The sequence below is a fragment of the Peribacillus sp. NPDC096540 genome (genome assembly GCF_050278525.1).
Classification (GTDB): domain Bacteria; phylum Bacillota; class Bacilli; order Bacillales; family DSM-1321; genus Peribacillus.
In genome coordinates this window covers 79,646-104,803 of record NZ_JBNNTG010000003.1, presented here as the reverse complement: position 1 = coordinate 104,803, position 25,158 = coordinate 79,646, and the positions used below count along the sequence as shown (strand labels likewise).

Here is a 25,158-nt window from a genome sequence, read left to right as displayed (position 1 = left end):
GGAAGGTCCTCCTATAAGAAAGTGATGTAATACTCTAGATATGTAAAATCATAACAGTTTTCTTGTTAATTTTCACCTTGTTATGATAAATGTAAAGCTTCTTCCGTTCTATTTCTACTTTTTGTTAAAAAAAATACATACACTACACACAGCACGAAAAATCCGCCGAGTTGAATTGGCGGATTTTTTATTATTCCTTTGCCTGCTCGTAAGCGGTAATGATTTTGGCTACAAGCGGATGTCTTACTACATCACTTTGTTCAAAATAAACAAATGAAAGACCTTTAACATTTTTCAAGATTTCTTCAACCCGAACCAAACCGGACTTCATTCCTTTGGGAAGGTCAATCTGTGTACGATCTCCCGTAATGACCATCTTTGAACCGAATCCAAGCCGAGTCAAGAACATCTTCATTTGGGCTTCAGTCGTATTTTGTGCCTCATCCAAGATGACAAATGCATCTTCAAGCGTACGTCCCCTCATATAGGCAAGAGGAGCAATTTCAATCGTTCCACGCTCTATCATCCTTTGGGTTTGTTCCATCCCCAGAAGGTCATGTAGGGCGTCATATAACGGCCGTAGGTACGGATCTACTTTTTCCTTCAGATCTCCTGGCAGGAACCCTAGGCTTTCACCCGCTTCAACAGCAGGTCGAGTCAAGATAATTCTTTTAACATGGCCGTTCTTCAATGCATTAATCGCCATCACTACAGCAAGATAGGTCTTCCCGGTTCCAGCAGGCCCAATTCCAAATACTAAGTCGTGCTTCTTTATAGCTTGAATATAGTATCTCTGTCCGATTGTTTTGACTTTAATGGATTTCCCTTTAGCCGTTTTAGCGATTTCCTCTTCATATAATTCACCGAAATATTCCAAGGTGCCTTTTCTAGCCAATTCAATTGCATATAGAACATCCCGGGAACTGATTGTAATTCCTTTTCTAATTACTGTTAATAGTGCCTTCAATATTTCCTGTCCCATTGTTACCCGCTCGATTTCTCCGGCAACACTAATTGCTTCACCTCGGGTAATAACTGAAATACCAAGCTCTTCTTCAAGCACTTTTACATTTGAATCTCCATTGCCCAATAAAGCAATTGCTTCATTAGGTGATTCTATTTCTAGCTTAATTACTTTCACGTCATCTGCCATTCGTTAGTCTCCTTGAATGATTGGTTGTCCAATCGCTATATCTTCAATAACTTGGTAATGTATAGATAATTTAACTTTACCATTCTCTATGCTTTCGTGCAAAATTTTTTCTCCCACGATTTCATCTTCCTCATCGAGCAGCTTTTTCAAATCAGCTCGGGCCATTTTTTTACCTTCCTTTATCGCTTCTTCCTTCGTGTAACTTCTGACAATATCCTCTTTGCTCCTTAAGGTTATAACTTTATAGGAAATAGGCAGTTCCCATTGAAGAAAGTGAAAAGGCCTCACAGTCGTTTCTTTTACCTGCTTCTCATATCCCGGATCTTTGAATCCCCAGATTGGCAAAGAAAAGCCACTCATTTTTAAAAAGTGCTTACTCGTTTCATTTCCGTTTAAAACAGAAAATTTAGTTTCCAATGGAACTTTCACTTCCGCTTTATACCAGGTTTTCCCTTTTATTACTCCCTGGGCTGATACAATTTCCGGCTTGTCTTCTTTTCCAATTACACCTGAAACAAGAAGCTGTCCTTTGCCGACATAATCATTAACATTTACTATAGATTGTCCTTTTTCCACGAACAAATCAGTGATTATTGCTTTTTTCGAAGCTACCAAATTCTGTGGTGAAGTTTTCTCGATTTCTTTCGGCTGCCGTTTTTCAACAACTCTAAAATGGTAAGTCGTCCCCTTCAGTTCCACTCCCACCCATGTTAATGCGCCAATCCGATCAGAAAGTTTACGCTGGATTGTATCCACATCATCAACAAAAAATTGCACTTTGCCAATTTTCACTCCCATCTTGTCCAACTCTTTTCTGATGGCATGCTCGGTTGCCGGCTTTGCATCTTGCACTTCAATGCCCCAAACCATATTGGAAAGTACAAAAATGCAAAGCAGGAAGGCAATTAGCCCAGCCAAAAACCCGCTATTTTTCATAACTCTCTTCAATAGGAACGGAACGCCTTTTCCCTGCATGAACTTTACTTTGCAGTCACTTTTGCGTATAACCTGACGGAGCTTTGGAATATCCCTAACATCCATATGAAAAATTAAAGATTCACTTCCAACACGCTTCACATCCCAGATATGAAGCCCTCTCCTTGTCAGCATGTTAATCAACCGTTCCGCACCTCTGCCATAAGCCTTCACTTTAACATAGCCTGTATAATAGTTTGTCCATTGGTTTTTCATGGAGACCTCCCGGGATCATTCATTGATAAAATATACCTTGTCAATCTTGCCTTCGAGCATGATTTCTTCCGGCAAAATGGTCTTAATGACAAAGGCTGTTCCCTTTATTAGCAGCTGACCATTTTTCAGCATCAATCGTACTTCGCTGTCAGTAAAAGCTAATAAGCCACGATGATTTTCAATATAAATATGTAATTGCCCGATCATAGTAATTCGCGGCAGGTCCATCATGACATCTTGCGGAAGGTCCATTGTTTTGGTCATAAGCTGTTTCATTTTTTTTCCCCAATTACGAGCCATAAAAAAGAACCCCCTTTCATCTCAATGTATGAAATGAAAGAGGGTTCTAGCACAAAATTATAAAGGAACAAAAGTCTATTTTTTTATTGCATCAAAGACATACTGCAAACAGATCCCTATCAGTTTATCTTCTTGACCTCTGCAGACTGCGCTTTGCCCTTGGCGGGCCCAACACCTCTGACATGATAATTCCATCAATCAGCTGCTTTTTGCCATAAGATGGACCTTTCCGATAGACTGAACTGCTGTTATCTGTAATCGCTGATGTAATTTGATCAGCCTTTGCTTTTTGATACAAACGCTCTTGATCGTATTTCTGCTGCAGTCGCCTAAGCTCAGCAATCCTTTTATTAGCTTCGGTTTTCGTCTCATCGATAACTTGAACAGCTTGAGTTGCCTGCTGTTCGACTTTCCTATCCGGAGCCGGGGCAGGTCCTTGCGGATTATCTTGCGACACTTCACCTTGAAGCTCCCGTATGACCTCCTGCCATTTCTTTTTCGGAGGATTATTAGGATCATCATTTTGCTGCGTCTGCTTTTTTCTTCCTAACATGGACGTTAACATACCGATCAAGACTATGATAAGGAATGGGTTCTTGAGAAAGAAATCAATAAAATCTCCCATTTAAAGACCTCCCTTCCCTGATCTAATTATTGTTATTGTTGTTATCTTTTGGATTGTCGGATATTTTACTGATGGAATCACGCATATCCGTATCAGCCGTGATATTTTGGATATTCATATAATCCATCACTCCAAGGTTTCCACTTTTCAGTGCATCTGCCATCGCCAATGGAACTTCCGCTTCAGATTGGACAACCTTCGCTCGCATTTCTTGAACGCGGGCAACCATTTCCTGTTCAAGCGCAACAGCCATGGCACGGCGTTCTTCTGCTTTTGCCTGGGCAATTTTCTTATCCGCTTCGGCTTGGTCAGTTTGCAAGATAGCCCCGATGTTTTTCCCGATATCCACTTCAGCGATATCAATGGAGAGAATTTCAAATGCTGTTCCTGAATCCAACCCTTTTGATAATACTGTTCTTGAAATCAAATCAGGATTTTCCAGTACATCTGTGTGCATTTCCGAAGCACCAATTGTTGATACGATCCCTTCCCCTACACGGGCAATGATCGTCTCTTCACCGGCACCACCGACAAGACGTTCAATATTGGCACGAACTGTAATTCTTGCCTTTGCTTTTACTTCAATCCCATTCATCGCTACACCAGAGATGAACGGAGTTTCGATTACTTTTGGATTAACGCTCATTTGAACGGCTTGCAGTACATCACGACCAGCAAGATCAATAGCCGCACCTCTTTCAAAAGGTAAAACGATATTCGCACGTTCTGCAGCAATTAATGCATTCACGACGCGATCGACATTACCTCCTGCAAGGTAATGGCTTTCCAATTGATTCGTTGAAACATTAATTCCAGCCTTATGGGCTTTGATAAGAGGATTGACAACTCTGCTCGGTATAACTCGACGAAGCCTCATACCCACTAATGTAAATATACTGATTTTAACTCCTGCCGCTAAAGCGGAAATCCATAACATTACTGGTACGAATGTGAAAAATACTGCCAATACGATGATAGCAGCAATCACTGCCAGTACTATAAAAATCGTTCCTGAAGTTATCACTTAATTATTCATCCTTCCTGTTCTTTTAATTTGATTCCGGAATTTCCCGGACGACAACCCTAGATCCTTCAACTTTAACAATTATGATTGACGAACCTTTAGAAACAAAACTTCCTTCAGTCACGACATCAACTCTTTCATCATTAATCAAAGCTGTTCCTGAAGGCCTTAAATCTGTAAGGGCCTTCCCTTCAACACCTAATAAATCCACTCGATTCGGATTGCTCACATACCCTTGTTCCGTTTTTGTTGCATCGGTTAATATCATTTTCCTGAAAAATTTCATCTGTTTTCCAAACACCTTTACAAGTAGGATGAATGCCAAAATGGATACGGTAATCGCAATTAGCAAGGAAATCGTCATATGAACTGGATCACCTGATGCGAGGAATAAACTTCCCACAATCGAGGTAAATCCAAGAAGCCCGATAATTCCCCCTGGGACAAAAAATTCTACTAGAACAAGAATGATTCCAATAATGAACAATGCTAACGATTCGTACCCGGTGATACCTGCGACAAGATGGCCATAAAAGAACAACATAAGACTGGAAATCCCAATAACACCAGGAATTCCAAAACCAGGTGAAAACAATTCAATCACAATCCCGATTCCTGCTATCGTTAATAAAATAGGAATGACAATTGGATTGGTCAAAAAGCGGGCAAGTTTCTCAGGAAAGCTTTCTTCGATTGATCGAATATCGGCGTCCTCAACCCCAAGTAAACTATACAGCTCTTCTTTCCCAGAGACGGTACCTTCACTATAGCCTGCCTTTTTAGCCTGCTCAGCTGTTAATGTCAGCAACTTTCCGGTTTCTGCACCATATTCAGGAAGGTCGATGTCTTCATCCGCCATAGCCTGGGCAAATATGGGATCACGTCCATTTTGTTCAGCAGCAGTCTTCATGGCAGCAAGCCAATAAGATTGAGCTTTCTTTCCTGCAGCGTTTCCTGATGAATCAATTACAGCTGCAGATCCCATTGTAGCACTCGGAACCATATAGATCTCATCAGCACTCAGAGAAATATAAGCACCTGCAGATAAAGCTCTGTTATTGACGTAGGCAACTGTCTTTATTGGTGAATCTGACAGTAACTTAGCAATTTTCCCTGCCGCATCAACAGCACCACCTGGGGTATTCACCTCGAAAACGACAAGATCTGCACCAGCTGCTTCTGCAGTTGTCAACGCACGCTCCAAAAAAGCCGAGAGTCCCTTTTCCACCGTTTCTTCAATCGGAACATGGTAAACGATTTTCTCCTTTGCAGAAACAGCCGGTACCATCAGTGAAGACATGGTAAACAGCAATCCAAATAAGAGCAAAGAAATATAACGCCAAATTTTCAACGGAACGCCTCCTTTCCCGTATTAAACACTGTAAGCGGCCTCCGATTTTCGGAAGACTACTTACCAGTTAAATTCAGCCGATAACTAAAAATTGAATAAGAGGCCCCTGCAAATGAAGCAACCCTTTACTCTGTTCCTTAGTTATTACGTATGTATATGAAAAAGGTTTCAAAAAAAGCAAATAAATTTGAAAATATCCATAATATCTCGCTATTTGTCCCAATAATATACGCATAAATGCAGGTATCTAATCCTTTAATACACAAAAACCACAGGCAATTTGCCTGCGGTTAGGTTTCGAGTTTAAGATAGATGTTGTTGTACTAATTTGTTTACTAGAGAACCATCTGCTTTACCTTTAACTTTAGGCATTAAAGCTCCCATAACTCTCCCCATATCTGCTTTGGACGTTGCATTGACTTCTTCAATTGTTTGTTTAACAATTTTAGAAATCTCTTCTTCTGAAAGTTGCTCAGGCATATATGCCTCTACGTATACTAGTTCGGTGCGGACTTTATCCACGAGATCGGAACGACCTGCGTTTTCAAACTCCTGGAGGGAGTCTTTGCGTTGTTTTAATTCGCGAGAGAGCACTGTCAATTCTTCATCATCTGTTAAATCTTGTCTCAGCTTTAGAGCTTCGTTTTGAATAGAAGCTTTCAGCATCCGAATAACAGATAGTTTGTCCTTTTCCTTGTTCTTCATCGCTTGTTTCATATCATTATTTAAACGCTCGAGAAGACTCATCTTTCCACCCTCTCTTAGAATTTACGTTTTCTTGCAGCTTCAGACTTTTTCTTACGTTTTACGCTTGGTTTTTCATAAAATTCACGCTTCCTAGCTTCCTGAAGCGATCCTGCTTTAGATACAGTACGTTTGAAACGACGAAGAGCATCTTCAAGCGATTCGTTTTTACGAACGACGGTTTTAGACATCTCTTTCCCTCCCTCCGAAAACAACACACTAACTCAAGTTGTCAACATGTTATACATGTACTAAACAATTATAATATATCATCTTTAACAGGTCAACTAATAAAATCAAACTTATTTCGAATATTATCATGTTTATGTCATAATTTCTCGCTAAACAATCATCCTAGAGCAAAGAAATCCTTTTTATAGCATGTCTACCACCTTTGGACCATAAGCTGATTAAGGGGTGAGAGTCATGTATGAGCTATTTTTATTTCTATTATTCATTGCGATATTTTTAGCAGGTATGGCTGTTTTACGTATCGGATTGTTCAATATGTCCGGCGCCGCATTAAAAACTTTCCTCTCAAAGGTAACAGATAGACCCTGGAAAGGTTTCTTTGCCGGTACCATTTTTACAGGAATTCTCCAGAGCAGCTCAGCGGTCATGGTCATGACGGTCGGCCTCGTTTCTGCAGGGAGTTTAACCTTCCCACAAACAATCGGTATTATTCTAGGAACAAATATCGGCTCTACCTTCACTGCAGAGTTCATGACCATTTCTTTGGACCGATGGATAATTCCTGGTGTCATCAGTGGTGCTATTCTTTGTTTAATGCCAAAAGTATTATTAAGAAGCGCAGGGATGTCCCTGATCGGTATCTCAGCTATCTTCGCAGCGATGAGTGGCTTTAAAATGTTATCGACACCTATTGCAGTCTATCCTTCGGTACAGACTCTAATCAGCAACATAGAGGATCATATGAGTATTGCTCTATTGGCCGGTATCTTGTTAACAGCAATGATTCACTCTAGCTCCGCGACTATAGGGATAGCCATGAGCTTTTTAATGAGCGGGGAGTTATCCGTCGCTCCCGCCATTGTCATGATGCTCGGTTCTAATATAGGCACTTGTATCACTGGCTACATGGCCAGCATCGGTTCTGGTAGACAAGCTGCTTTTACAGCATATGCACATATTTGGCTAAATGTAATAGGAGTTGCAGCTTTTCTCCCTTTTGTGGACGTCCTGGAACGAACAGCTGCTTTTTTCACCGATGATAAGGGTACACAACTCGCGCATGCTAGTGTCATTTTTAATATCGTGACTTCCTTGATCGTTTTACCATTCGCACACCAGTTTTCCAACTTTATTTTATTGATCCATCGTCCCCATATAAAAAAATAAGCCGCATTCCTAAGAATGCGGCTTATAAATTAATAATCAGAGTCAGCTGTTAAGCCCTTTAAGATGGAGACACCTGCACTCGCTCCAATTCTTGTTGCACCCGCTTCAATCACTTTCTGAGCATCACTCGTGTTACGAACTCCGCCTGAAGCTTTAACGCCGATATCTGGTCCTACTGTTTTTCTCATAAGCGCGACATCTTCAACAGTTGCACCGCCAGTTGAAAAACCAGTTGAGGTTTTAACGAAATCCGTTCCCGCTTTTACAGCAAGTTCGCAAGCACGGACTTTTTCTTCCTCAGTCAATAAAGAGGTTTCAATAATTACTTTTGACAGAGCCTTACCTGTTGATGCCGCTATCACAGCTCGAATATCCCGCTCTACCAATTCATTATCCTTGTCCTTTAATGCGCCAATATTGATCACCATATCGACTTCGTGTGCGCCATTACTTATGGCGTCTTTTGTTTCAAAAGCTTTAGTTTCCGGTGTAGTGGCACCTAAAGGGAAACCAATTACCGTACAAACTTTTACTTCTGAGCCTTCTAAAAGCTCACTTGCATACTTCACCCAAGTCGGGTTTACGCATACTGAAGCAAAATTATACTCTCTCGCTTCTTCACATAATACCTTTATTTGTTCTTTCGTTGCATCTGCTTTTAATAAAGTGTGGTCAATTAAACCTGCTACATTTTGTGACATTTTAATAATCCTCCTTAAAAACAATTTAAAACCAGTTGTACGTACCTCTCATCATACCATAGTTCTTCCACTTTGACGATATATATAGTCTTTACCCTAATGTACTAAGAAAACACGTTAAACAAAGGATAAAAAAAGACAGCGAAAAAATCGCTGTCTTAGATATTAGCCACTTGCTGCAACGGAAAATCTTTAACAACCGTCACGAACTGTCCTTCACTATGTGGATAGCCAGACTTTGTAATTTTCACTTTTACAATGTCACCAACCATTTCCTCGGTAGCCGGGAAGACTATTTTCATGTAATTATCCGAGTAGCCTTCATAAAGACCATTTTCCAACTTTGTCTCAGGAATGACTTCAAGCACTTCTCCCTCAAATCGAGAAGCGTATTCTTTTGCCAGCTGATCCGATAAGGCAATTAGACGGTGAACACGTTCGTTTTTCACATCTTCATCCACTTGGTCTTCCATGCGTGCCGCAGGAGTCCCTGTCCGTTTTGAATACGGGAAGACATGAAGTTCGGAGAATTTATATTTTTCTATAAAATTATATGTCTCCATAAATTCTTCTTCTGTTTCACCCGGGAAGCCTACGATTACATCAGATGTAACAGCAAGGCCTGGCAGTGCAACTTTTAACTTTTCAATTCGATCACCGAAGAAAGCCATTGTATATTTACGTCTCATGCGTTTTAAAACCGTATCAGAACCTGATTGGATAGGGATATGCAAATGACGAACCACCTTTTTCGAATTCGTCAGTACTTCAATGATTTCATCTGTAATTTGACTGGCTTCGATCGAAGAAATACGGATTCGCTTTAGTCCATCAACTTTTTCCAAGTCACGTAGCAGCATCGCCAAATTATAATCCTTCAAGTCATCTCCGTAACCACCGGTATGAATGCCCGTCAAGACAAGCTCTTTATATCCTGCCTCGACAAGTTGCTCAGCTTGATGAATGACTTCCTTTGGATCACGAGAACGCATTAAACCACGAGCCCAAGGGATGATACAGAAAGTACAGAAATTATTGCAGCCTTCCTGAATCTTTAGTGATGCACGGGTACGGTCGGTAAATGCCGGTACATCCAATTCTTCATAGACACGATTTTTCATTATATTTCCAACTGCATTAATTGGTTCACGTTCTACCTTGAACTGCTCGATGTATTCAAGCAATTTAACCCTGTCCTGGGTTCCAACAACAATATCTACACCTGGAATAGCCATGATCTCTGCAGGAGATGTCTGTGCGTAACAACCCGTTACCGCGATAACAGCATTCGGATTTTTACGTATTGCACGACGGATAACCTGACGGCTCTTCTTATCGCCAGTATTCGTTACCGTGCAAGTGTTGATGACGTATACATCTGATGTATTTTCAAATTCAACACGATCATATCCTTCTGTTTTAAATAATTGCCAAATAGCTTCTGTTTCATAATGATTTACTTTACAACCTAATGTATGGAAAGCGACCGTTGCCATTTTTCATCACCTCAAAAGTTCTACATGATAAGAAACAGCGGAAAGTGCATATAAAGGTGCTGTTTCAGTTCTTAATATTCTTGGTCCAAGACCACAAGCTACAAATCCAGCAGCCGACAATTTTTCAATTTCCTTCTCTGCCAAGCCCCCTTCAGGACCAAACACGAATAAAATCGATTGTCCGGCAGTAATATCTTTCAAGACGGAAGCAAGTACAGACGTTTCTCCACGCTTCGCTTCTTCTTCGAAGGCAATTAATCTATGATCGAAACCAGAAGCATATTCAGCTAGCTGATCTGCCGTCATCGGTTCCTTGATGGCAGGGATAACTGTGCGGTGGGACTGTTCGGCCGCTTCCTTTGAAATCTTCTGGAGTCGTTCCAATTTCTTACCAACCTTTTTGTGGTCCCATTTTACCACCGAACGAGCAGCAATAAAAGGGATAAATTCAACGGCACCTAATTCCGTACCCTTTTGAACGATATATTCTAACTTATCCCCTTTAGGCAGACCGCTCGCTATCGTAACCCTTACCGAAAGTTCCTTTTCTTCATTCTTCCATTCAATAACGGTTCCTATAACAGCATCATTTGTAATTTCAGAAATTTCCGTGACCGCAGTCATTCCGTTGCCTTTTACGGTGATGATTTGCTCCCCTGGTTCCATTCTCATTACCCTGGAAATATGGTGAAAATCATCGCCTGATATCGTCACTGTTTTACCATTAAAGTCTTCCTCGTTAAGAAAATACCGTTGCACACTGCCACCTACTTCGTCTAGTCTAAAAAAACTCACAGGCTAGCAGTCAGAGGCTTATTTTCCGATTGCGCGCCATGCAAAAACTCAAGCTAAAAAAAGGTACTCTGACTATCCAAATATACGATAATCAGAGTAACTTTTCATTTAATCATTTCTTTTCGCGATGATTGCTACCCAATCTTCCATCAAAATGGTTTCCTCAACTGTGAATCCGGAAGCTATAATTGCATCCTTCACATCCTGTTTCTTTGGCTGGATAATCCCAGACGCTATAAAATATCCACCAGGTTTAACCACTTTTGCAACATCATCTGTAAAGCGCATAATGACTTCAGCTAAAATATTAGCTACAACGACATCTGCTTGTTCGTTTACGCCGTCCAACAAGTTACCTTGAGAAACAGAAACTCTGTCTTGAACGTTGTTAAGTTCTACATTTTGTTTAGCGGACTGTACAGCTACATCATCCAAATCAAGCGACTGAACTTGTTTCGCCTCTAATAATGCCGCTGCAATACTTAAAACACCGGAACCCGTTCCTACATCAACAACTAAGTCACCCGGCTTAACTGTACGTTCAAGCGCTTGGATACACATAACCGTTGTCGGGTGGGTACCTGTTCCAAAAGCCATACCAGGATCAAGTTCAATGATCAATTCATCACTGCTTACAGGAGTGTAATCTTCCCATGTAGGAACAATGGTAAAACGTTCAGAAATCTTGACCGGATTATAATATTTTTTCCAGGCTGTTGCCCATTCTTCTTCATTCACTTCACTAATTGAAACAACATTCTTCCCAAGATCGATATCAAAAAGAAGGAGATTATTAATTGATTCCTTAATAGCATCAACAGTTTCGCCAAGGAAGCTGTTAACCGGCAAATATGCCTTAATCAACACACCTTCATCCGGATAATCAGCTGGGTTTAGGTGGTAGATTTCGCCAAAAACATTTTCGCGTTCTTTGACTAATTCAAGAGGATCCTCAATGACAACACCGCTTGCACCTGCCTCATGAAGAATATTTGAAACAGGTTCAACCGCTTCATTTGTTGTTTGGATTGCAAATTCAGACCACTTCATAATCTACCAACTCCCAATTTCTTCTTTTACTTGTATTCACCTATCTTTAAAAGCACGCTTTACCTTTGAGAAAAAGCCATCTTCTTGTTCATCTATACCTGATTGTCCGCTGATTTCGTTGAACTCACGAAGAAGCTCCTTTTGTTTTTCACTTAATTTTTTAGGTGTAACCACTAATACGACCACATGCTGATCTCCCTGGCCATATCCTCTTACATTCGGTACCCCTTTTCCTTTTAAACGGAAACGCGTGCTTGTTTGTGTTCCTGCAGGAATCTTCAACTTAACTTTACCATGCAATGTCGGAACTTCAATTTCATCTCCTAATGCTGCCTGAGCAAAAGTAACCGGCATTTCACAATAAATATCATCGCCATCTCTTTCGAAGAATTCATGGCTCCGAACATGGAACACTACATAAAGGTCTCCAGCTGGACCGCCATTAATTCCAGGCTCTCCTTGACCGGATACACGCAGCTGTTGGCCATCATCGATTCCGGCTGGCACTTTGACTTGGATTTTTTTACGTTTTTGAACTTTACCGTCGCCGCCACATGTTGAACATTTATTAGGAATGATTTTCCCTGTTCCTTGACAATGGTGACATGCTCTCCGGTTCACAATCCGTCCGAATGCCGTGTTTTGTTCAACATTTAATTGGCCTGTTCCATGACAATGTGAACAGTTCTCCACTTTTGTGCCAGGCTTAGCACCCGATCCTTTACATGTATCACAATTCTCTTCACGCGGAATTTCGATTTCAGTTTCTTTTCCGAATGCAGCCTCTTCAAAAGAAAGCGTCATCGTATACTGTAAATCAGCCCCTTGACGCGGTGCATTAGGATCTCTTCTGCGTCCGCCGCCACCACCAAAGAAACTACTGAAAATATCTTCAAAGCCACCGAAACCGCCAAAGTCCTGGCCGCCGAAGCCCTGATTTGGATCTGTATGTCCAAATTGGTCATAATGAGCCTTTTTCTGATCGTCGCTTAATACCTCGTAAGCTTCCTTAATTTCCTTGAATTTATCCGCAGCATCTTCGGCTTTATTAATATCAGGATGATATTGTTTGGAGAGCTTTCGATACGCTTTTTTGATTTCATCCTTCGAAGCACTCTTCGAAAGGCCTAACACCTCATAATAATCACGTTTACTCATATCTAAAATCCACTCCCGATTCGATTCACATAAAGGTAATATTATCACTGAACGAAGATAATAATCAACTAGAAAAGTACAAACGGCTTGAACACTTTTTCGTAAAAGAAGACATCTGCCTCAAATTTGCACCTATTTTTTCCATATTCTTATGATTCCCCACTAGCGATTATAAGAATAAAAGAAAACCAGCTGCCATTACTTCTGGACTTTGATTTCATCCATTGTAAAAAAGCCAAAGCCAAGATAACCTGACTTTGACTTTTCTACAATTACAGGCAGAATTCCTGCCCTATATATCAGCGTCCCAACAGGGTCACTTTTTTATTTTTTCTCTTCTTCGTTTACTTCTGTATATTCTGCATCAACTACATTATCGTCTTGAGCACCTGCTTCGCCAGCACCCTCTTGGGCAGCTTGCTGAGCTTTTGCAGCTTCTTCATAAAGCTTCATTGTCAAAGCTTGAACGATTTCGTTAAGTGCATCTTTTTTCACGCGGATTTCTTCAAGCTCATTTTTCTCGATTGCTGCTTTAAGTTCATCCTTCGCTTCGTTTGCTTTTGTTACTTCCGCTTCGTCTACTTTACCTTCTAGATCTTTAAGCGTTTTTTCCGTTTGGAAGACTAGTTGATCTGCTTCGTTACGAAGTTCAACTTCTTCTTTACGTTGTTTATCACTATCAGCATTTTCTTCTGCTTCACGTACCATGCGGTCGATTTCTTCATCAGAAAGTCCTGAAGATGATTTGATTGTGATTGCTTGTTCTTTGTTTGTGCCAAGGTCTTTCGCACGAACGTTTACAATACCATTTTTATCAATGTCGAAAGTTACTTCGACTTGTGGAATTCCGCGCGGTGCCGGTGGAATGTCACTCAATTGGAAACGACCAAGTGTTTTGTTGTCTGCTGACATCGGACGTTCACCTTGAAGAACATGGATATCTACAGCTGTTTGATTATCAGCCGCTGTTGAGAATACTTGTGATTTACTTGTTGGAATCGTTGTATTACGGTCGATTAATTTCGTGAATACTCCGCCCATTGTTTCAATTCCAAGTGAAAGTGGAGTTACGTCTAAAAGAACAACGTCTTTAACATCTCCAGTTAATACGCCACCTTGAATCGCAGCACCCATAGCTACTACTTCATCAGGGTTAACACCTTTGCTTGGCTCTTGACCGATTTCTTTTTTGATTGCTTCAACAACCGCAGGAATACGCGTAGATCCACCAACAAGGATAACTTTATCGATTTCAGATGCTGAAAGACCTGCATCTTTCATAGCTTGACGAGTAGGTCCCATTGTACGTTCCACAAGACTTAAAGAAAGTTCATCGAATTTAGCTCTAGTCATTGTTACGTCTAAGTGAAGCGGGCCAGCATCTCCAGCTGTGATGAATGGCAATGAAATTTGTGTAGAAGTTACACCTGAAAGATCTTTTTTCGCTTTTTCAGCTGCATCTTTCAAACGTTGAACTGCCATTTTGTCTTTAGAAAGATCGACTCCATTTTCTTTCTTGAATGCTTCTACTAGGTAATCAATGATGACTTGGTCGAAATCATCTCCACCTAGACGGTTGTCACCAGCAGTGGATTTTACTTCAAATACGCCATCCCCAAGTTCCATGACTGATACGTCAAATGTACCGCCACCAAGGTCGAATACAAGAATTGTTTGGTCTTCATCCGTTTTATCTAAACCGTATGCAAGTGCTGCAGCTGTCGGTTCGTTAATAATACGTTCTACTTCAAGACCAGCAATTTGACCAGCATCTTTAGTTGCTTGACGTTCAGCATCATTAAAGTAAGCAGGTACAGTGATAACCGCTTTTGTAACTTTTTCGCCTAGATACTCTTCAGCATATGATTTCAAGTATTGAAGGATGATTGCAGAAACTTCCTGCGGTGAGTATTCTTTACCTTCAATTACTTCTTTATGATTAGTACCCATATGACGTTTAATAGAAATGATCGTGTTCGGGTTTGTAATTGCTTGGCGTTTTGCCACTTCCCCTACTTGTCTTTCTCCATTTTTGAATGCCACTACGGACGGTGTTGTACGGTTTCCTTCTGGATTCGGGATAACTTTTGGTTCCCCGCCTTCAAGTACAGATACACAAGAGTTTGTTGTACCTAAGTCAATACCAATAATCTTGCTCATAGTTTCACTACCTCCCAATTATTTATATGTAATTTCTATTATTCGTTTACTTTTACCATTGCAGGACGAAGCACTCGGTCTTTAAGAATGTATCCTTTTTGGAACTCCTCGACAACGATGTTAGAACCAAAGTTTTCATCTTGAACTTGCATGACCGCTTGATGTAAACGTGGATCAAATTCTTCACCAACCGAACTGATTGGTTCGATGCCTTCTTTAGTCAATGCATCAATAATCGCTTTGTAGACCATTTCCATCCCTTGAAGCAGGGATTTTGTTTGTTCATTATCCGCTTCGATTTTTGTCGCTCTTTCAAAATTATCAAGAGCCTCGACTAAATCACCAGCAATACTTTGAACTCTATATTTTTGAGCCGCTTCCATATCAAGCTTGGCACGGCGTCTTGAATTATCAAAATCGGCCTGCAGACGAAGATAACGGTTATCCATTTCTTCGATTTTAGCCTGTAGCTCAGCAATCTTTTCATTAGCCAATTGAAGTTCATCTTTTTCAACCGGAGTTTCCTCCTGATTTTGTTCCGCTGGAATTTCTTCTTCAGCGAATACCGCTTCTGCAGCGCTTTCCTCGATTGTTTCATTCTCTAATGTTTGTTCTTCGTTTTTATTTTCTGTCACAATCTCACCTCCCTAAAAGGGTTATACAATTTATGCTTAAGTAATAAGTCAGGCTGGGGAATTTACATCCCCACCACCTTAACAATATTACCTTTGCTCCTATTTTTGATACAGTTTAGTCATCAGAGTCGTTAAATCTTTCGAGAAAAACGAAAGCAGACTGATTACTCTCGAATATTCCATTCTCGTTGGACCTAGTATCGCTAATGTGCCCACTTGTTCCTGTCCGATTGAGTAAGTTGCGGTAATTAAGCTGCAGTCATCAAGTACCGTATTTTGATTTTCACGGCCAATCTTGACGTGGATACCTGCTGGATTTTGAGTAATAAGATCATAAAACCCTTGTTCCTGCTCAATCATCGATAAAAGTGTGCTGACTTTTGCAATGTCATGGAACTCCGGCTGTCTTAGTATATTCGTTTTACCGCCAAAAAATATTTTTTCAGGCTTTGTATCCGTCAAGGTATCCGCTAGAACTGAAACAATCGATCCATAATTATGAATGTGGCGGCTTAATAGAGCAGCCACCTCCTTATAGATCTTATCTTTTAAATCAACAAGCGGAACATCGACTAATCGGGCATTTAAAATGTTCACCATCTTTTCAATTTCATTTATATCAAAAGAAGGAGGCAAGGAAATCATTCGATTTTCCACATGACCTGTATCAGTAATAATTATGGCAATTGCAGCATCCGAACTCAATGGAACGATCTGAATTTTTTTTAACTTATGCTCATTGACTTTTGGACCTAGTACTATTGCCGTATAATTCGTCAGTTCAGAAAGAATTTTTGCTGACTTTTGAACAATCTTTTCTAGTTCATAGATCCGCTCTACAAAAACGGATTTTAACAATTTCATTTCATTCTTTTTAGGAGCTTGAGGAGAAAGTAAATGATCCACATAATATCTATACCCTTTTTCAGAAGGTATTCTACCAGAAGATGTATGAGTTTTTTCTAAAAAACCCAATTCTTCAAGATCAGACATTTCGTTACGGATTGTGGCAGAGCTGAACGTAATTTCATCTTTCTTCGACAAGCTTCGCGACCCAACTGGCTGGGCAGAATGGATAAAATCCTCGATTATCACTTGCAGAATCAATAATTGACGATCAGTTAGCATGTAGGATCACCTCTGTTAGCACTCTGTCTCTTTGAGTGCTAATATACTAATAAATTATCAAATGCAGCTTATGATGTCAACAATGAAAACCGCTAAATTATTGATAAAATAACAAGATATTTCCTTCACTCGGAATCAACAACACCTAAAAACGATTGGAACACTTCATTACCAAGCAATTTTCCTTGCTCAGTCAAGCGGACGAACCCACCTTCAAACGTAAGAAGACCCTTCGCTGATTCTTCTCCGAGCGGTTTCCCGAAAATTTCCGTCATTTCAACAGAAAATTTATTCTTGAAGATTTCCAATGAAACTCCTTCTGTTTTTCTAAGGCCTAAAAACATCTCCTCTTCCATCTTTTCATGGAGTGGTACAGGATGTTCTTCTAAAACAGGTAACTCGTTCGCCATCAATGGCGTAATATACTTTTTCACTGGCCCATGATTAGCCACTCTTTTTCCACCAGTATAGCCGTGTGCTCCGGCGCCAATTCCATAATACTCCACATTATCCCAATATGTTAAGTTGTGCCGGCTTTCAAATCCAGGACGAGCAAAATTACTGATTTCGTATTGATGCAGACCATGCTTCTCCATCTCTTCCATCAGCCGTTCATACATGGAAGCCTCAAGTTCTTGAGGCGGAAGATTTAATTTTCCTCTTCTCATCTGATTATAGAAAACCGTCTTCGGCTCAACAATTAATGAGTAACTTGAATAATGAGGAAGCTGAAGTGCAAGAGCCTTATCTAGCGTATCCTTGAAGTCTTCCATCGTTTGACCTGGCAATCCATAAATTAAGTCGATACTGATATTTGTAAAACCAACCTCTTGAGCCAAATGAATCGTTTCATATACTTCAGATGCCCGATGTGTCCGACCAATTCGCTTTAATAATTCATCATTGAAGCTTTGTACCCCAAAGCTAAGCCTATTCACACCGGAATGAAATAGTATCTCCAGCTTTTCTTTTGAAAGGTCCCCAGGATTGGCCTCGAATGTATATTCAGCCTTCTTTGAATCAAATGGAAGGGTTTCATTGATTGCTTCACATAAGAATGCAAGTTGTTTTTCATCAAGTGAGGTTGGTGTCCCTCCGCCGACGAAAACCGTGTTCAATCCTGTTGTTGGATACTTTGCAAGTTGCATTTCCATTTCTCTTTTCATCAACCGTAAATATTCGTCAACTGGCTGCCCCTGCAAAAACACTTTATTAAAATCACAATAGTGACAAATATGTTCACAAAACGGTATGTGGAGATAGGCACTTTTAATCATTGTGTTCACAACCTTTAATCGATTGAGTCGATAGAAAAAGAGGCTAGATCCTCTCTACCCTCTTTTTTCTATCTATCATTTATTTTTTCGGAGTCGTATCATCCATTTTCAAAACAGCCATGAAAGCTTCCTGCGGCACTTCAACAGAACCTACCTGTTTCATCCGCTTTTTACCTTCTTTTTGTTTTTCAAGCAATTTACGTTTACGGGAAATATCGCCACCGTAACATTTAGCCAATACGTTTTTACGCATTGCACTAATAGAAGAACGAGCCACGATTTTTTGCCCAATAGCTGCTTGGATTGGAACTTCAAACTGTTGTCTCGGAATCAATTTCTTTAATTTCTCAACAATAACTTTACCACGATCATAAGCGAAGTCCTTATGAACGATGAAACTTAAAGCATCGACCGTTTCTGCATTCAATAAAATATCCATCTTCACAAGCTTGGACGGTTTGTAGCCGATTAATTCATAATCAAATGAAGCATAGCCTCTTGTATTTGATTTCAATTGATCAAAGAAATCATATACGATTTCCGACAATGGTATTTCATAGTGAATGCTTACACGCGTCTCATCGATATATTCCATATCAATGAAGTTTCCGCGTTTATTCTGACAGATTTCCATGATGGCGCCTACAAATTCTGTTGGTGCCATCATTGTTGCTTTTACATATGGCTCCTCAACGCGTTCAATCTTTTGAGCATCCGGCATGTTAGATGGGTTATCTACCTTCAAAACGGTTCCATCAGTTTGGATGACATCATAAATAACACTTGGCGCAGTAGTAATTAAATCAATTTTGAATTCACGTTCAATACGCTCTTGGATGATTTCCATATGAAGAAGTCCTAGGAAACCGCAACGGAAACCAAAGCCTAATGCTTGCGATGATTCCGCCTCATACTGCAGCGCTGAATCATTCAATTCCAATTTCTCTAATGCATCACGTAGATCATTGAATTTCGATGCGTCAATCGGATACAAACCGCAATATACCATCGGATTCATTTTCCGGTAACCTGGCAGCGGCTCTGTAGCACTATTCACAGCGCTAGTAATCGTATCACCAACTGTCGTATCCCCTACGTTTTTAATAGCGGCTGTAAGGAAACCAACATCACCTACGTTTAGTTCATCAAGCAGTTGTGTTTTGGGATTAAATACACCCAATTCCGTAACATCAAATTCCTTGCCTGTGGACATCATTTTAATTTTGTCGCCCACTTTAATAGACCCTTCAACAACCCGGATATAGGCAACTACACCGCGATATGCATCAAAGAGCGAGTCGAAAATAAGCGCCTTAAACGGTGCTTCGGGATCTCCTTGTGGTGCCGGCACTAATTCAACGACCTGCTCCAAAATCTCCTCGATTCCGATACCCGCTTTAGCCGAAGCCAAAACTGCATCAGAAGCATCCAACCCGATTACTTCCTCGATTTCATTACGAACACGTTCTGGATCAGCACTCGGCAAGTCAATTTTATTGATGACCGGGATGATTTCCAAATTGTTGTCCAATGCTAAATATACGTTTGCAAGCGTTTGGGCCTCAATACCCTGAGCCGCATCGACAACAAGGACAGCACCTTCACATGCTGCAAGGCTTCGAGAAACCTCATACGTAAAATCGACATGCCCTGGTGTATCAATAAGATGGAAAATATATTCTTCGCCATCTTTCGCTTTATATTTCAATTGAATTGCATTCAATTTAATCGTAATTCCACGCTCACGCTCTAAATCCATGGAATCTAACAACTGACTCTTCATTTCACGTTGAGTCATAGCGTTCGTTTTTTCTATGATACGATCCGCCAATGTAGATTTACCATGATCAATATGAGCGATGATGGAAAAGTTACGAATCTTGGATTGTCTTTTTAATTTTTCTTCTCTATTCATAACGTTCACTCCCACTAGTCGACACAATACACTATTTTTTATTATATCAATAGAAAATGCAAGATTCAACAGAATAGTTACAAAAGAAGCATCATTGTAGTGCCAAGGATAAAAAAAGGCTGCATTCCGAATTCTCGGATGCAGCCTTTCGACAGAGTTATTCGACTTTTCTTGCGCAAGCTTAAATCATATTTATAAGCGCTTGAAAGGCCGCTGATATCGTTTCGCCGAGAGTCTTGCCAAGAGATGAGAAAAAGTTGAAAGCCTTCATTTCTTCAAGCTTTTCTTTTTTCGTCTCTAAATCATGGCTTGTTACTTTTTCACCAAGGATATCCGCCTCCATCTCCCCTTGGTCCGATTGGTTGATAATAAATGCACTATTCAAAGAGGGGTCTTCATATCCCTTCATTTTTTTCATGCCTTCATTCGCCTGCTGCATTCCAATAAGGACGCCTAAAAATAATACGAGTATAATCCCCGTGCATTTTAACCAAAATCGAACCATGATAGAGAACTCCTTTCAAATTACTTCGCTTCCGATTCCCCAGTCGTTTTATCCACTGCTTTGGCATCCCAGTAAAATTCACTGAAAACATCGCTAAAGGCATCAACGGTTAAGTACATTTCCTCAAAAGTATTATCAACACCGCCAATTTCAATCAGCATGGAATTTCCTGACAAATCCTGATTATATATACCATTATGGCTAGTTCCGCCCTGTTTCATAACCCCTCGTGAAATCCCTGGGTATTTTTTCTCCAAAGCTTTATGAAGCTTATTGGCAAGCGCCGCATTTTTTTCGAAGTTCGGGTTATTGCCCCCAATCACGAAGGCAATCTTCGCATAGTCTTTACCTTTGAGCTTAATTGTCGTATATTTTTTTCGTTTTGAATCACGATGGATATCAATCAGATATTCCAAATCTTTGTTATTGGCCAATGCCGTCTGGACTGCCTTTCGGGATTCTTGATAGGATTTGGTATAATTCAATCCTTTATTATTGAGATTTCCTGTGATATCCGTTTTATCGAGCGAGGAACCAATCCCCTTATCAGCCAGATCTTCAGCCATCCGTTCCCCGAGTTTCGTAATATTGATTTTAGAATGGTAGGCCAGGTCCGGATTGGTCACGCCTTTTAAATAAGGAAGATATGATTCCCGGTTATGGCTATGATAAATCTCGACCACTTTCCGGCCATTGGTCGTTTGATTCGGCTGATTGGCCACTCCTTTTTCCGGTTCTTCAATCTCATCGAGGTTTTGCAGGGATGCATCCCTTTCTTCATTCAGGACGTCTACTGGCGGTGAGGATTCATACGGCATATTCGTATAATTCGTCCCCTCCCCAGCCACGAGGATTTCATTATCAAAAATCGAGAAGCCAGGAAGTTCCCGGCCAAGTAAACTTCGCGGGTCCTCAAATGAAATGTTAGTCGAGACTTTTATCAATTGATTCGCGATCACCGATTCTTGTTTACCTTCAGGCAGGGCATTAAAAAAGTAATGATTTTCATTAGCCAGCATCGAGAACAGCATTTTCCCTGAAAATTGGTTCGCTACGGTATGTACGGAATCCGAAGATATCCGATACTCCGGTCGTAGAGACGTCATGACCCCGCTGACGGAAAAAACAAAAAGAAGCAAGGCGAGAATACCTAGAAAAGATTTTATTATAGTTGAACCGTGAATAGCTGTTATGATCCCTGGGGAATTTCTTCTTTTCATCCTTCCACCCTCTCTATAGCTTGTCTATTAATACCTATGACTTTGCTAGAAAGGGTAGAACACCATTTTTGGGCACTAACATGAATTAGCGAGTGTAGTAGCCAGTATTTTCTTGATTAATTGACCTATGCAACGCTGCATTCAATCCATTGGCTATCAAATTCGCCATGTCCTCAATGAATACATCAACTTCTTTCGGTGTAACCATTAAATTTTGACCGAGCGGTGATAGAACTTCATAAATCAATTTCCGCTTTTCTTCGTCAGGAAGGACACCAATCATCCCCAAGAAGGTTTGCCGTTCCTTTTCACCTGGCATATCCTCTTCGGTCAGCTTTGTACGCTTTCCAAAACTGAATCCAGCGGGTGCCAATGAACGTGATGGTCTGTCCCCTTCATTCAATTCCTTGCCAAAGTGCTTCAAAATATAGTCAATCGAGTCGCTAGTAATTGATACAGCATCAACGACGGTAGGTATTCCTATTGCTATGACAGGAACCCCCAGTGTCTCCTGACTCAATTCCTTTCGTTTATTTCCAACACCCGACCCTGGATGAATGCCTGTATCAGTTATTTGAATCGTTGAATTTACCCGATCAATCGAACGGGCTGCCAGGGCATCAATAACGATAAGAAAATCAGGATTACTTTTTTCAATGACTCCTTTGATAATGTCGCTTGTCTCGATACCTGTAATCCCCATAACACCAGGAGAAATCGCACTGACCGGCCGATAACCTTCTTTAACAGACTCTGGTTGCAACTCGAACAAATGCCTTGTGACAACCAGGTTCTCGACGACAGCCGGCCCCAAAGCATCCGGAGTTACATTCCAATTACCGAGGCCTACGACTAAACAACTGCTTTCTTTCGTGATTTTATTCCTTTTTAAGAAGTAGGCTAGCTCGTCAGCAAACACCTTCTCCACTCGTTGCTGTGTGTCCGTATCCTGTTGGCGGATACCCTGAACTTCAATGGTCAAATAGCTACCCTGTTTTTTACCAATCTCTTTTTCTCCCTCAGCCGTGACCTCAACCAAGGAAATTTTCAGATCATCCACTTCTTTTTCCTTTATTATGACCCCTTCGATATGGGAAACATCAACTTCTTCAACAACACCTTTATTTTCAAGAGCAATATCTTTTGCTTCAATCGCCAAATCTGTCCGAATTCCGAACTTACTAAGGTCCAAATGTTTTTCCATAGCGGCCTCCTGATGTTTGAATTGTATCGAATCTAGTAATTTCTATAGTCCCTCTTAAACATTCTGTCGTTTTAGCTTTTTTATTATTCATTTTTTTGGTATAATGAGCTATGACGAGATGAATTTATTTACTGAAATTATAATTCCTTTTCGATTCTCAATCTGAAGTATTGCATATTCATGAGCAGTCTGATAGAATATCACTTGTGCTATTTGATATGGATTTGAAAAGTCGAGTTCATATAATCTCGATTTCTTTGTAGGAGGTGAACGGAATGCCAAACATTAAATCTGCTATTAAACGTGTGAAAATTAACGACAAAAAACGCGTTCATAACATTACTGTTAGATCAACTATGCGTACTACAGTGAAAAATGCTGAAGTTGCATTAGCTGGTGAAAACGTTGAAGCTGCTAAAGAAGCTCTTTTAACAGCTGCTGTGAAATTAGACAAAGCTGCATCTAAAGGATTAATCCATAAAAATGCGGCAGCCCGTAAAAAATCTCGTTTAGCGAAAAGACTTAACGCTCTTAACGCATAATGACAAAAATTAAACGATCCTTCCGGATCGTTTTTTTTTACGCACCAAAAAGGTGACAGGGATTTCTGTCACCTTTTTTAGTTATCTAATTTTCAAAAGCAGCAACTCAAGTGTGATCGCCTTATCGGCCTGACCAGTTTTCATCTTATAATCCGCTTCCGCTAAATCATTCATTATACTCAACAATTCACGTTCCTGGAATTTCCCCGTTTTTTCTAGAGCAAGCTTTACCCGGTATGGATGCACCTTCAATTGCCCTGCAATTTTTTGCTGACTATACCCTTGACGCGAAAGCTCCTTCACTTGATACATAAGCCGGACCTGTCCAGCCATTACACTCAAGATTTTAATCGGCTCTTCATTCTGCCGGAGAAGATCATGAAAAATCGTCATAGCACTTTCCATTTTTCGCTGCAAAACATGATCAACAAGTGTGAAGATATTTTGTTCTAGAGATTTAGCGACTAACTTTTCAACAACCTCAATGGTAATCCGTTTGTCAGCTTCTACATAAAGGGCCATTTTATCAAGTTCATTTGTCAACATCATCAGATTCGTTCCTGCAAGTTCGAGCAAAAGTTCTGTGGCTGGTTCATCTATTTGGACAGAATAAGCTGCAACACGCTCCTTAACCCATCCCTTTAATTCATGGTCGCCAAGCTTTTTAGCTTCAACGAGAACCGCTTTACGCTTCAGTTCTTTGGTAATCTTTTTCCGTTCGTCCAGTTTTTCATAAGGAGCAGTCAAAACGACAATAGAATAAGGAACTGGGTCAGCAAGATACGCTTCTAGTCTTTTTACATTATGTTCAACTTTCGATTTCGTTTTTTCAGCTGTCAAAAAAAATGGATTTTGCATGAAAACAAGGCGTTTTTCCCCGATAAAAGGAAGAGTTTCAACGTCCTCAAGCGCTGTTTCAATCGGCGTCTCTTCTAAATCAAATTGAGAAAAGTTAAAATCCATTTCATCTTCGTTAAGGACATGCTCAATCAAAAGTTGCTTCGTTTCATTAATTAAATAAGCTTCTGTTCCATATAACAAATAAACAGGCGCGAATTGCCCTTTTTTAATACTTTTCCATACGTCTAATACCAATAGAATCCGCCTCTTTTTTATGTATTCTTCTCTAATGGTATAGGTGGATGAGCCATTTGACAAGCTATAAAGGGAACTAGCCCTCTAAAGGACTAATTCCGGATCTATATGAACACTTTCAAGAAAGGCCCGGGTAAACTCCCTTGAAAGCGGGTAAAGTATTCATGTAGAACAAAAAAGTGAACTTTTCTTTTTCGCTAGCTTTGTTTGTACCTTTATTTTGACCTCATAATTCCAAACTATTTGTGACAACTCTTGTCAGTAAAGGAAATGAAGAAATGAGGCCTGTAGATTTTTTTTTGGTAATGTTTTATACTATTAGCAGAAATAGGAGGGGTAAACAATGAACGAATTCGAAAAGAATGTCCAATCAAAGACTGATGACGTCGCTGATTCCGCTATGGGATTCATCGGTTCTTTTGTATTTTTCGCTGCCATGTTCACCATTGCTGTCGTCATTAAAGCAGTCGGATCCTGATTTCATTTTTCAAAATGCACTTATTTTTCCCTGAAGGAGGCTGCTGATGCAG

General features: G+C 40.3%; 25 protein-coding genes. 3 read left to right on the top strand and 22 right to left on the bottom strand.

Going from position 1 to position 25,158, the window contains the following annotated elements:
* Window positions 1-190: 190 nt before the first annotated feature.
* The 8 genes from ACQKMR_RS04365 to rpsU form a co-directional block, all read right to left on the bottom strand.
* Window positions 191-1,153: a PhoH family protein gene (locus ACQKMR_RS04365; protein WP_427696183.1), complete on the bottom strand. Its 963-nt coding sequence runs from the start codon at window positions 1,151-1,153 to the stop codon at window positions 191-193.
* A 3-nt stretch (window positions 1,154-1,156) separates the two neighbouring features.
* Window positions 1,157-2,344, bottom strand: coding sequence for a sporulation protein YqfD (yqfD, locus tag ACQKMR_RS04360; protein ID WP_427696182.1), 1,188 nt, complete (start codon window positions 2,342-2,344; stop codon window positions 1,157-1,159).
* A 15-nt stretch (window positions 2,345-2,359) separates the two neighbouring features.
* On the bottom strand, window positions 2,360-2,644 hold the full coding sequence (gene yqfC / locus ACQKMR_RS04355) for a sporulation protein YqfC (RefSeq protein ID WP_053347001.1): 285 nt from the start codon (window positions 2,642-2,644) through the stop codon (window positions 2,360-2,362).
* A gap of 124 nt (window positions 2,645-2,768) precedes the next feature.
* Window positions 2,769-3,269 (bottom strand): hypothetical protein, encoded by a 501-nt coding sequence (locus tag ACQKMR_RS04350; protein WP_427696181.1) that lies wholly within the window; start codon window positions 3,267-3,269, stop codon window positions 2,769-2,771.
* A gap of 22 nt (window positions 3,270-3,291) precedes the next feature.
* On the bottom strand, window positions 3,292-4,275 hold the full coding sequence (gene floA, locus ACQKMR_RS04345; protein WP_427614051.1) for a flotillin-like protein FloA: 984 nt from the start codon (window positions 4,273-4,275) through the stop codon (window positions 3,292-3,294).
* Window positions 4,276-4,318: 43 nt separating this feature from the next.
* Window positions 4,319-5,638 (bottom strand): NfeD family protein, encoded by a 1,320-nt coding sequence (locus tag ACQKMR_RS04340; RefSeq protein ID WP_427696348.1) that lies wholly within the window; start codon window positions 5,636-5,638, stop codon window positions 4,319-4,321.
* Window positions 5,639-5,947: 309 nt separating this feature from the next.
* The gene (locus ACQKMR_RS04335; RefSeq protein WP_427696180.1) at window positions 5,948-6,391 is read right to left on the bottom strand and encodes a GatB/YqeY domain-containing protein; all 444 of its coding nucleotides are present in this window, start codon (window positions 6,389-6,391) and stop codon (window positions 5,948-5,950) included.
* Between the two features lie 14 nt (window positions 6,392-6,405).
* Window positions 6,406-6,579 (bottom strand): 30S ribosomal protein S21, encoded by a 174-nt coding sequence (rpsU, locus tag ACQKMR_RS04330; RefSeq protein WP_028391853.1) that lies wholly within the window; start codon window positions 6,577-6,579, stop codon window positions 6,406-6,408.
* A 235-nt stretch (window positions 6,580-6,814) separates the two neighbouring features.
* Here rpsU and ACQKMR_RS04325 point away from each other — a divergent pair, with 235 nt between their 5' ends.
* Window positions 6,815-7,747, top strand: a complete 933-nt coding sequence (locus ACQKMR_RS04325; RefSeq protein WP_427696179.1) for a Na/Pi symporter — start codon at window positions 6,815-6,817, stop codon at window positions 7,745-7,747.
* 29 nt (window positions 7,748-7,776) lie between these two features.
* Here ACQKMR_RS04325 and deoC read toward each other — a convergent pair whose 3' ends face one another.
* The 13 genes from deoC to gpr all read right to left on the bottom strand — a co-directional run bounded on the left by deoC (window position 7,777) and on the right by gpr (window position 22,991).
* Window positions 7,777-8,448 (bottom strand): deoxyribose-phosphate aldolase, encoded by a 672-nt coding sequence (gene deoC, locus ACQKMR_RS04320; protein WP_379155634.1) that lies wholly within the window; start codon window positions 8,446-8,448, stop codon window positions 7,777-7,779.
* A gap of 158 nt (window positions 8,449-8,606) precedes the next feature.
* Entirely contained in the window at window positions 8,607-9,944 is a 1,338-nt protein-coding gene (mtaB, locus tag ACQKMR_RS04315; protein ID WP_427696178.1) for a tRNA (N(6)-L-threonylcarbamoyladenosine(37)-C(2))-methylthiotransferase MtaB, read from the bottom strand.
* A 6-nt stretch (window positions 9,945-9,950) separates the two neighbouring features.
* The gene (locus ACQKMR_RS04310) at window positions 9,951-10,703 is read right to left on the bottom strand and encodes a 16S rRNA (uracil(1498)-N(3))-methyltransferase (protein ID WP_427696177.1); all 753 of its coding nucleotides are present in this window, start codon (window positions 10,701-10,703) and stop codon (window positions 9,951-9,953) included.
* Between the two features lie 144 nt (window positions 10,704-10,847).
* Complete coding sequence (gene prmA / locus ACQKMR_RS04305; protein ID WP_427696176.1) at window positions 10,848-11,789, bottom strand: 50S ribosomal protein L11 methyltransferase; 942 nt, start codon at window positions 11,787-11,789, stop codon at window positions 10,848-10,850.
* A gap of 36 nt (window positions 11,790-11,825) precedes the next feature.
* Window positions 11,826-12,947 (bottom strand): molecular chaperone DnaJ, encoded by a 1,122-nt coding sequence (dnaJ, locus tag ACQKMR_RS04300; RefSeq protein ID WP_427696175.1) that lies wholly within the window; start codon window positions 12,945-12,947, stop codon window positions 11,826-11,828.
* 324 nt (window positions 12,948-13,271) lie between these two features.
* Window positions 13,272-15,107 carry a molecular chaperone DnaK gene (dnaK, locus tag ACQKMR_RS04295; RefSeq protein WP_427696174.1) on the bottom strand — a complete coding sequence of 612 codons (1,836 nt, stop codon included), beginning with the start codon at window positions 15,105-15,107 and terminating at the stop codon, window positions 13,272-13,274.
* A 38-nt stretch (window positions 15,108-15,145) separates the two neighbouring features.
* Window positions 15,146-15,742, bottom strand: coding sequence for a nucleotide exchange factor GrpE (gene grpE / locus ACQKMR_RS04290; protein WP_427696173.1), 597 nt, complete (start codon window positions 15,740-15,742; stop codon window positions 15,146-15,148).
* Between the two features lie 99 nt (window positions 15,743-15,841).
* Window positions 15,842-16,870, bottom strand: a complete 1,029-nt coding sequence (gene hrcA, locus ACQKMR_RS04285; RefSeq protein WP_427696172.1) for a heat-inducible transcriptional repressor HrcA — start codon at window positions 16,868-16,870, stop codon at window positions 15,842-15,844.
* A 125-nt stretch (window positions 16,871-16,995) separates the two neighbouring features.
* Window positions 16,996-18,147, bottom strand: a complete 1,152-nt coding sequence (gene hemW / locus ACQKMR_RS04280; protein ID WP_427696171.1) for a radical SAM family heme chaperone HemW — start codon at window positions 18,145-18,147, stop codon at window positions 16,996-16,998.
* A 79-nt stretch (window positions 18,148-18,226) separates the two neighbouring features.
* Window positions 18,227-20,062 (bottom strand): translation elongation factor 4, encoded by a 1,836-nt coding sequence (lepA, locus tag ACQKMR_RS04275; RefSeq protein ID WP_427696170.1) that lies wholly within the window; start codon window positions 20,060-20,062, stop codon window positions 18,227-18,229.
* A gap of 181 nt (window positions 20,063-20,243) precedes the next feature.
* A complete protein-coding gene (locus ACQKMR_RS04270) occupies window positions 20,244-20,567 on the bottom strand; it encodes a YqxA family protein (RefSeq protein WP_427696169.1) in 324 nt (107 codons plus the stop codon).
* 20 nt (window positions 20,568-20,587) lie between these two features.
* Window positions 20,588-21,787 carry a stage II sporulation protein P gene (gene spoIIP, locus ACQKMR_RS04265; RefSeq protein ID WP_427696168.1) on the bottom strand — a complete coding sequence of 400 codons (1,200 nt, stop codon included), beginning with the start codon at window positions 21,785-21,787 and terminating at the stop codon, window positions 20,588-20,590.
* 85 nt (window positions 21,788-21,872) lie between these two features.
* The gene (gene gpr / locus ACQKMR_RS04260; RefSeq protein ID WP_427696167.1) at window positions 21,873-22,991 is read right to left on the bottom strand and encodes a GPR endopeptidase; all 1,119 of its coding nucleotides are present in this window, start codon (window positions 22,989-22,991) and stop codon (window positions 21,873-21,875) included.
* A 275-nt stretch (window positions 22,992-23,266) separates the two neighbouring features.
* Between gpr and rpsT the strand changes: the two genes are divergently transcribed.
* Window positions 23,267-23,533, top strand: coding sequence for a 30S ribosomal protein S20 (gene rpsT / locus ACQKMR_RS04255; protein WP_034308554.1), 267 nt, complete (start codon window positions 23,267-23,269; stop codon window positions 23,531-23,533).
* Window positions 23,534-23,614: 81 nt separating this feature from the next.
* On the opposite strand, the gene holA is transcribed toward rpsT, so the two are convergent.
* Complete coding sequence (gene holA / locus ACQKMR_RS04250; RefSeq protein WP_427696166.1) at window positions 23,615-24,628, bottom strand: DNA polymerase III subunit delta; 1,014 nt, start codon at window positions 24,626-24,628, stop codon at window positions 23,615-23,617.
* Window positions 24,629-24,971: 343 nt separating this feature from the next.
* Between holA and ACQKMR_RS04245 the strand changes: the two genes are divergently transcribed.
* Window positions 24,972-25,106 carry a YqzM family protein gene (locus ACQKMR_RS04245; protein WP_081108861.1) on the top strand — a complete coding sequence of 45 codons (135 nt, stop codon included), beginning with the start codon at window positions 24,972-24,974 and terminating at the stop codon, window positions 25,104-25,106.
* The last annotated feature ends 52 nt before the right edge of the window (window positions 25,107-25,158 follow it).

What these genes read in the sequence shown, in the direction of transcription:
- ACQKMR_RS04365 (WP_427696183.1), bottom strand. Translation starts at nt 1,153, where the DNA reads ATGGCAGATGACGTGAAAGTAATTAAGCTAGAAATAGAATCACCTAAT.
- yqfD (WP_427696182.1), bottom strand. Translation starts at nt 2,344, where the DNA reads ATGAAAAACCAATGGACAAACTATTATACAGGCTATGTTAAAGTGAAG.
- yqfC (WP_053347001.1), bottom strand. Translation starts at nt 2,644, where the DNA reads ATGGCTCGTAATTGGGGAAAAAAAATGAAACAGCTTATGACCAAAACA.
- ACQKMR_RS04350 (WP_427696181.1), bottom strand. Translation starts at nt 3,269, where the DNA reads ATGGGAGATTTTATTGATTTCTTTCTCAAGAACCCATTCCTTATCATA.
- ACQKMR_RS04335 (WP_427696180.1), bottom strand. Translation starts at nt 6,391, where the DNA reads ATGAGTCTTCTCGAGCGTTTAAATAATGATATGAAACAAGCGATGAAG.
- rpsU (WP_028391853.1), bottom strand. Translation starts at nt 6,579, where the DNA reads ATGTCTAAAACCGTCGTTCGTAAAAACGAATCGCTTGAAGATGCTCTT.
- ACQKMR_RS04325 (WP_427696179.1), top strand. Translation starts at nt 6,815, where the DNA reads ATGTATGAGCTATTTTTATTTCTATTATTCATTGCGATATTTTTAGCA.
- deoC (WP_379155634.1), bottom strand. Translation starts at nt 8,448, where the DNA reads ATGTCACAAAATGTAGCAGGTTTAATTGACCACACTTTATTAAAAGCA.
- mtaB (WP_427696178.1), bottom strand. Translation starts at nt 9,944, where the DNA reads ATGGCAACGGTCGCTTTCCATACATTAGGTTGTAAAGTAAATCATTAT.
- prmA (WP_427696176.1), bottom strand. Translation starts at nt 11,789, where the DNA reads ATGAAGTGGTCTGAATTTGCAATCCAAACAACAAATGAAGCGGTTGAA.
- dnaJ (WP_427696175.1), bottom strand. Translation starts at nt 12,947, where the DNA reads ATGAGTAAACGTGATTATTATGAGGTGTTAGGCCTTTCGAAGAGTGCT.
- dnaK (WP_427696174.1), bottom strand. Translation starts at nt 15,107, where the DNA reads ATGAGCAAGATTATTGGTATTGACTTAGGTACAACAAACTCTTGTGTA.
- hrcA (WP_427696172.1), bottom strand. Translation starts at nt 16,870, where the DNA reads ATGCTAACTGATCGTCAATTATTGATTCTGCAAGTGATAATCGAGGAT.
- hemW (WP_427696171.1), bottom strand. Translation starts at nt 18,147, where the DNA reads ATGATTAAAAGTGCCTATCTCCACATACCGTTTTGTGAACATATTTGT.
- lepA (WP_427696170.1), bottom strand. Translation starts at nt 20,062, where the DNA reads ATGAATAGAGAAGAAAAATTAAAAAGACAATCCAAGATTCGTAACTTT.
- ACQKMR_RS04270 (WP_427696169.1), bottom strand. Translation starts at nt 20,567, where the DNA reads ATGGTTCGATTTTGGTTAAAATGCACGGGGATTATACTCGTATTATTT.
- spoIIP (WP_427696168.1), bottom strand. Translation starts at nt 21,787, where the DNA reads ATGAAAAGAAGAAATTCCCCAGGGATCATAACAGCTATTCACGGTTCA.
- gpr (WP_427696167.1), bottom strand. Translation starts at nt 22,991, where the DNA reads ATGGAAAAACATTTGGACCTTAGTAAGTTCGGAATTCGGACAGATTTG.
- rpsT (WP_034308554.1), top strand. Translation starts at nt 23,267, where the DNA reads ATGCCAAACATTAAATCTGCTATTAAACGTGTGAAAATTAACGACAAA.
- ACQKMR_RS04245 (WP_081108861.1), top strand. Translation starts at nt 24,972, where the DNA reads ATGAACGAATTCGAAAAGAATGTCCAATCAAAGACTGATGACGTCGCT.